Raw genomic sequence first — 6,605 nt, 5'->3', positions numbered from 1 at the left:
GCGGCGATTTTCCTGGCCGGGAGCCGGGATTGTGAAGGGGGCGGCGGCGAGCCCCCTTCACACGTTCACGGGTGACGCGGCTGGCAGAGAAGTGCAGAACCTAAGGTGAACGGAACCGCCACCTGAGGCGCATGTTCCCCTCACCCCAACCCTCTCCCCATAGGGGAGAGGGAGCTGACCGTGCCAATATCAGGAGAAGGAGCCGACTGTGCCAGTATCAGGAGAGGCAGCTGACCGTGCCAATATCAGGAGAGGCAGCCGACCGTGCCAATATCAGGAGAGGCAGCCGACCGTGCCAATATCAGGAGAGGCAGCCGACCGTGCCAATATCAGGAGAGGCAGCCGACCGTGCCAATATCAGGAGAGGGAGCCGACTGTGCCAATTTTTTGGGGGGATCCCTCTCCCAACGGGAGAGGGAAAACAGGCCTTACAGCGCGATACGGATCACGTCATCCGGCTGGGTGGCTTCCTGCTGACGGGAAGATTTCTGCTTCACCGTAACGAACAGGGTTTTACCGTCGGCGGAGAGCGCCAGGCTGTTCGGGAAGGTCGGGGTGTCGAGGGTTTTGGTCACTTTGTAGGTTTTCGCATCAATCACGCTCACCTTGCCTGCTTCACGGTGGGTGACGTAGGCTTCATCGCGCGCCGGGTTAAACAGCACCGCCAGGGATTCCGGGGCGGATACTTTGCTGATGACGCTGCCGTCTTTCAGGGAGATCACCAGCACTTCCGGCTGCTTAGAGTCGGTAATGAAGGCGCGCTGGCCTTTCACGTCGAGGCTCAGGTTCAGGTAGAAGTGCTCTTTCCCGTCGTCCTGCAGTTTTTTGCGCGCGATGATTTTGTGGGTCGCGGTGTCGATGGTTAGCAGCTCGCCGTCACCGTTGGTGGTGTACAGGCGCTTAGCCTGGGCATCCAGCGCCAGGCCGGTGCTGAACTTGCCGGTGCCGGTAATGGTCTCTTTCAGCTTCAGCGTTTCGCCGTCCACTGCCCAGATCACGCTCTCTTTACCGATGCCGGTGATATAGACGGTATTGGTGGTGTCATCTGCCACCAGCTCACGCGGCTGCAGCGGTTTAACGGTTTCGCTGCGCTTACGCTCGTCGAGCACCAGACGGCCCTTCACGTCACCGGTTTTCGCGTCAATCGCCGTCACGGCACTGTTGGTGGTGTTACCAAACCACAGCGTCTGGGTGGCGTTGTTGATGGTCGCGCCAAAAGGTTTCAGATCGCTATGAATGGCCTGTGTCACTTCCAGCGTCAGCGGATCGAGACGGTAAACCACCCCACCCTTGTCGGTTTTGCGGCTCTGCGTGGTGGCGACCCACAGCGCGTTCTCCTGCTGGCTGACGGCCATCTCATACGCGCCTTTACCAACCGCTTTACGCAGCATCTCTTCAGCGGCATGAACATTAAAGGTCCCGGCAATCAGCAGCGAACCTAATAACAGTGAGCCACGCAGACGCGGCGAGCACAGGTGACGTAAATTCATAACAACTCCCTTTTAACGTAAATGGTATCGCTGACATCGCTTCCGGCCGACAAAGTCATCGCTTCGCCTGATTATGGATGAGAATAGTAATCATTATTTATCGCAATGTGGAGTAATTCTTGATCGTCACAGGCCTATCCGCCGATTTAACCTACACTTTGCTTAACGCTATGTGCTGTTATGGTTTTCAATATATTTACAAAAGATTTACCATACAGGCACATGTTCCATTTGGTTCGTTCTTTCCTTAACCGGTTGTATTCATGAAAATCATTTCTGCCCGTAAGGTTTCACTTCCTCTGTTGTTGGTTCCCGTTATTTTTTCTCCCGTCGCCGCTATGGCGGCAGAAGAGCAAACCATGATCGTCAGCGCGTCGCCGCAAACGCTCTCTGAGCTGGATACCCCTGCTGCGGTGAGCGTGGTGAATGGCGATGATATACGCCAGGCCACCCCGCGTATTAACCTTTCCGAATCACTCGGCAGCGTGCCAGGACTACAGATCCAGAACCGCCAGAACTACGCTCAGGATCTCCAGCTCTCCACCCGCGGTTTCGGCGCCCGCTCCACCTTCGGGGTGCGCGGCATTCGTCTTTATGTGGACGGTATTCCGGCCACCATGCCGGACGGTCAGGGGCAAACCTCCAACATCGATCTCAACAGCATCGAAAGCGTGGAAGTCCTGCGCGGGCCGTTTTCCGCTCTGTACGGCAATGCCTCGGGCGGCGTGATTAATATGACCACCGAAACCGGACGTCAGCCCACCACCGTGGAGGCCAGCAGCTATTACGGCAGTTACGGTAGCTGGCGCTACGGCATGAAGGCCACCGGCGCGATGGGCGACGGCACCCAGCCCGGGGATGTGGATTACACCGTCTCCACCACCCGCTTCACCACCCACGGCTATCGCGATCACAGCGGAGCGCGTAAAAACCTCGCCAACGCCAAACTGGGCGTGCGCATCGACGACGCCAGCAAGCTGAGCCTGATCTTTAACAGCGTCGATATGAAAGCCAACGATCCCGGCGGACTGGACTATCAGGAGTGGCGGGATAACCCACGCCAGTCCCCGCGCGGGGATCAGTACAACACCCGCAAAACTATCAAGCAGACCCAGGCGGGCCTGCGCTATGAGCGTCAGTTGAGCGCGCAGGACGACCTCAGCGTGATGGCCTACGCGGGCGAACGTGAGATGACCCAGTACCAGTCCATCCCCTACCAGCCGCAGCTGCGCCCCACCCACGCTGGGGGCGTGATCGACATGCAGCGCCACTATCAGGGGATCGACACCCGCTGGACCCACCGTGGGGAGTTGCTGGTGCCGATGACGTTCACCACCGGCCTGAACTACGAAAACCTGAGCGAAAATCGTCGCGGGTATGAAAACTTCGTGATGAACAACGGCGCGCCGGACTATGGCGTCAAAGGGGCGAAACGCCGCGATGAGCGCAACCTCATGTGGAACGTCGATCCCTACCTGCAAACGAACTGGCAGCTGACGCAAAAGCTCTCCCTCGACGCGGGCATACGCTACAGCTCCGTGTGGTTCGACTCAAACGATCACTATGTGCAAGGAGCCAACGGGGATGACAGCGGTGAGGCCAGCTACCACAAGTGGCTCCCGGCAGGCGCGCTGAAATATCGCGTCACCGATGCCTGGAACGTCTATGCCGCTGCTGGCCGTGGTTTTGAAACCCCGACCATCAACGAACTCTCCTACCGTTCCGACAACCAGAGCGGCCTGAACTTCGGCCTGAAGCCATCCACCAACAATACTTATGAGGTGGGAAGCAAAACGCGGATCGGCAATGGCCTGTTCACTGCGGCGCTGTTCCGCACCGATACTGACGATGAGATCGTTGTCGACGCCAGCTCAGGCGGGCGCACCAGCTACAAAAACGCCGGTAAAACCCGTCGCCAGGGGATGGAACTTTCTCTTGACCAGCAGTTTGCCGAAAACTGGAAGCTGAAAATGGCCTGGACCTGGCTGGATGCGACCTACCGCAGCAACGTGTGCGGTGCTGCAGACTGTGAGGGCAACCGGATGCCGGGCATTGCGCGCAATATGGGCTATGCTTCCTTTGGCTGGCAGCCTGAAGAGGGCTGGTATGCCGGATCGGATGTGCGTTATATGAGCGATATCGAGGCCGATGACGAAAACACCGCCAAAGCGCCCTCTTATACTGTCGTAGGGCTGAACACCGGTTATAAGCTGAATGTGGGTAACTGGGGAATGGACGTCTTTGGCCGCGTGGATAATCTGTTCGACAAAGAATATATCGGTTCGGTCATCGTTAATGAGTCTAACGGACGTTATTACGAGCCAGCGCCAGGACGTAATTATGGCGTCGGTTTGGCAATCTCTTACCGCTTTGAGTAATTAATTTTCCCGGCAGGCAATCGTCTGCCGGGAATAAACAAGCGAAGCGGTAATATTAAAAAAGAGCGTTTCGCGGACGGTTGCGTATTACGCTAAATATTGCTGCATGATCAGGCTGTTCGCTTTGTCCACGACGTCGGCGACAGCCGCGCGGCACCGTTCCACATCACGTTTTTCCAGCGCGTCGAGTAATTCATCGTAGCGATAGCTGGCAGCGGGCAGGTCGATGTCCTGATCGTGAAAGTAATTAAAGCAGGGTCCGATCCGCATCCACAGCTGTTCGATCAGCGCGCACAGGGTAGGCATTTCTGCCTGCTTGTACAGGGTAAAGCGGAAGATACGGTTTGCCTCCAGGGATTTCTCCACATCGTTGCTGCTCATGGCGTCGTGAAACGCCTCACTAAGTTTACGAAGCTCATCAAGCTTGCTGTCCGTCATGCGTTCGCAGGCTGCGGCAACCGCCATCATCTCCAGCTCCCGACGGATCCTGTTGACTTCGTCATACCCCACCTGAGTCACTTCTGGCACCAGAAAAGCCTGAGCCGGTGCAGCGTGTAAGACGCCTGCGGAGACCAACCGCAGTAATGCTTCACGAACCGGAGTGATACTGGTGCCTAATTTATCGGCAATCTCTTTCGTCACAAGACGTGACCCTGGCCTGAGTGAACCGGCAATTAACGCCCCTTTAAGCGCCACTTCAACCTGAGTCGTCAGACTCATGCGCTGCGCTTTTTCTATATTATCCAAATCAAGCATGTTCAATTCCTGTAACAGATGCAAAACGCCTTTTCCCAATGGGCAAAAGGCGTGAAGCGACGCGTGATGATATATCCTGTATCTGCATGCCTGGTATTCTTGACCGCATAAAAAACAGAACTAAAATTAATAAATTTCTTTAGGTATCTCATCCGTCTTTTTTGCGGATGAGTTATTGTAGACATGTATTATTAAAGACGTTATTCGGATTTTTGCATAGCCCTTAAGGGCGGTTTTACCCGCCCTTACAAGTACTATTCGTTATCCTTCGCGACGCGTATCACGACTTTGCCGAAATTCTTACCTTCCAGCAGGCCGATTAGCGATTCTGGTGCATTGTCAAGCCCATCAACCACTTGCTCCCGATAGTGGATTTTGCCTTCGTTAACCCAGCGGCCCATCTCCTTTTGGAACTCTTCAATGCGATGTCCATAGTCCTGGTTGATGATAAAGCCCTGCATACGAATACGTTTTTTCAGTATCGTCCCCATCAGCAAGGGCAGTCTGTCCGGGCCTTCCGGCAAATCGGTCGCGTTATATCCACTCACCAGACCGCACACCGGAACGCGCGCGCCGGTGTTTAACAGCGGCAGCACGGCGTCGAACACCTTCCCGCCGACGTTTTCGTAATAGACGTCGATCCCGTCCTGGCAGGCCTGCGCCAGCTGGTCGGCGAAATCGTCGGCATGGTGGTCGATACACTGGTCAAAGCCCAGCACCTCGGTTGCGTGGCGGCATTTCTCCGCCCCACCAGCAACACCCACGACCCGGCAGCCTTTCAGCTTGCCAATCTGCCCGACAGTTGCGCCCACCGGACCGGTCGCGGCAGCCACCACCAGCGTTTCGCCCTCTTTTGGCTGGCCAATATCCAGCAGCCCCATGTAGGCCGTAAAGCCCGGCATGCCCAGCACGCCTAACGCCCAGGAGGGGTGCTGCGGGTTATCACCCAGCTTGACCAACCCGCTGCCGTCGGAGACGTCATACTCCTGCCAGCCGCTGTAGCCGAGCACCCATTCACCGGCGGTGTAGTCCGGGTGGTTCGACTGCTCGACGCGGCTGACCGTGCCGCCCACCATCACCGCGCCAATCTCAACCGGTGGCGAGTAGGACGGCGCATCGCTCATGCGGCCACGCATATAAGGGTCCAGCGACAACCAGATGGTACGAAGCAGGATCTGCCCGTCAGCAAGCGCAGGCACAGGTTGTTCTTCCAGACGGAAATTGTCGGCAACCGGCGCGCCCTGTGGACGCGAGGCGAGAACCCAACGACGGTTTGATACAGAAGGCTGACTCATAACTCACTCCATTTTACACAAATGTCCTTAGAGACTAGCTGTAGATCCCTCTGCCTGCCTTTGCATTATGAGCCGGATTGATTGAGCCGCACGACCAGATACACGCAGGGTTCAGGGCTTTCATTGATAAAACGGCAGTCGTTCGGCGGCCCCAGTTCCAGGCAGTCCCCGGCACGCATTTCGTGGCGGGTATCGCCTTCCTGAAAGACCAGTTCGCCCGACTGCAGCCAGATCAGCTGGCGAGCAAGGGCATAAGAAGAGGCAGGCATGGGCACATCGCTGCCAGCGGGAAGTTCAACCTGCACCAGGTCGATAGGAAGATCGCTGCGCGGTGAGACGTGACGCCGCAGATAGTGCGTTTGCGGGTCGCGCCAGACCGGTTGGTTGGCAAAACGCAACAGCTTACCTTCCTGCAGTTCCGCCCGGGCAATAAGCGTAGACATGCTGATGCCAAACGCGCCGGAGAGCCGGGCAAGCATCGTGGCCGTCGGGCTGCTCCCTGAGCGTTCAATTTTATGGATCATCGCCCGCGAGACACCGGCGCGTTCCGCCAGCTCGCTCAGCGACCAGCCGCGGGATTCGCGTTCCAGTCGGATGCGGGCGCTGATCCGTTCATTGATATTGTCTGGCATAGTATTCATCGCGTAATACTATAGTGTAAGTAATGGATTACAAGGTGCTTTTTT

The 6,605-nt window shown here is 56.7% G+C and carries 5 protein-coding genes; 1 reads left to right on the top strand and 4 read right to left on the bottom strand.

The window, feature by feature from the left end:
* Positions 1–428: 428 nt before the first annotated feature.
* Positions 429–1,490 carry a YncE family protein gene (locus ACF8PE_RS14910; protein ID WP_150871004.1) on the bottom strand — a complete coding sequence of 354 codons (1,062 nt, stop codon included), beginning with the start codon at positions 1,488–1,490 and terminating at the stop codon, positions 429–431.
* Between the two features lie 263 nt (positions 1,491–1,753).
* Here ACF8PE_RS14910 and pqqU point away from each other — a divergent pair, with 263 nt between their 5' ends.
* Positions 1,754–3,868 carry a TonB-dependent receptor PqqU gene (gene pqqU, locus ACF8PE_RS14905; protein WP_103792308.1) on the top strand — a complete coding sequence of 705 codons (2,115 nt, stop codon included), beginning with the start codon at positions 1,754–1,756 and terminating at the stop codon, positions 3,866–3,868.
* A gap of 87 nt (positions 3,869–3,955) precedes the next feature.
* Here pqqU and ACF8PE_RS14900 read toward each other — a convergent pair whose 3' ends face one another.
* The 3 genes from ACF8PE_RS14900 to ACF8PE_RS14890 form a co-directional block, all read right to left on the bottom strand.
* Positions 3,956–4,624, bottom strand: coding sequence for a GntR family transcriptional regulator (locus tag ACF8PE_RS14900; RefSeq protein WP_032618146.1), 669 nt, complete (start codon positions 4,622–4,624; stop codon positions 3,956–3,958).
* Between the two features lie 254 nt (positions 4,625–4,878).
* Positions 4,879–5,919, bottom strand: a complete 1,041-nt coding sequence (locus ACF8PE_RS14895; RefSeq protein ID WP_077227833.1) for an NADP-dependent oxidoreductase — start codon at positions 5,917–5,919, stop codon at positions 4,879–4,881.
* 65 nt (positions 5,920–5,984) lie between these two features.
* Positions 5,985–6,560, bottom strand: a complete 576-nt coding sequence (locus tag ACF8PE_RS14890; RefSeq protein WP_032618144.1) for a helix-turn-helix domain-containing protein — start codon at positions 6,558–6,560, stop codon at positions 5,985–5,987.
* Between the last annotated feature and the right edge of the window lie 45 nt (positions 6,561–6,605).

The organism is Leclercia sp. GLN_9 (assembly GCF_043105735.1).
GTDB classification, from domain to species: Bacteria; Pseudomonadota; Gammaproteobacteria; order Enterobacterales; family Enterobacteriaceae; genus Enterobacter; species Enterobacter adecarboxylatus.
This window is presented reverse-complemented; position numbering and strand designations above follow the sequence as displayed.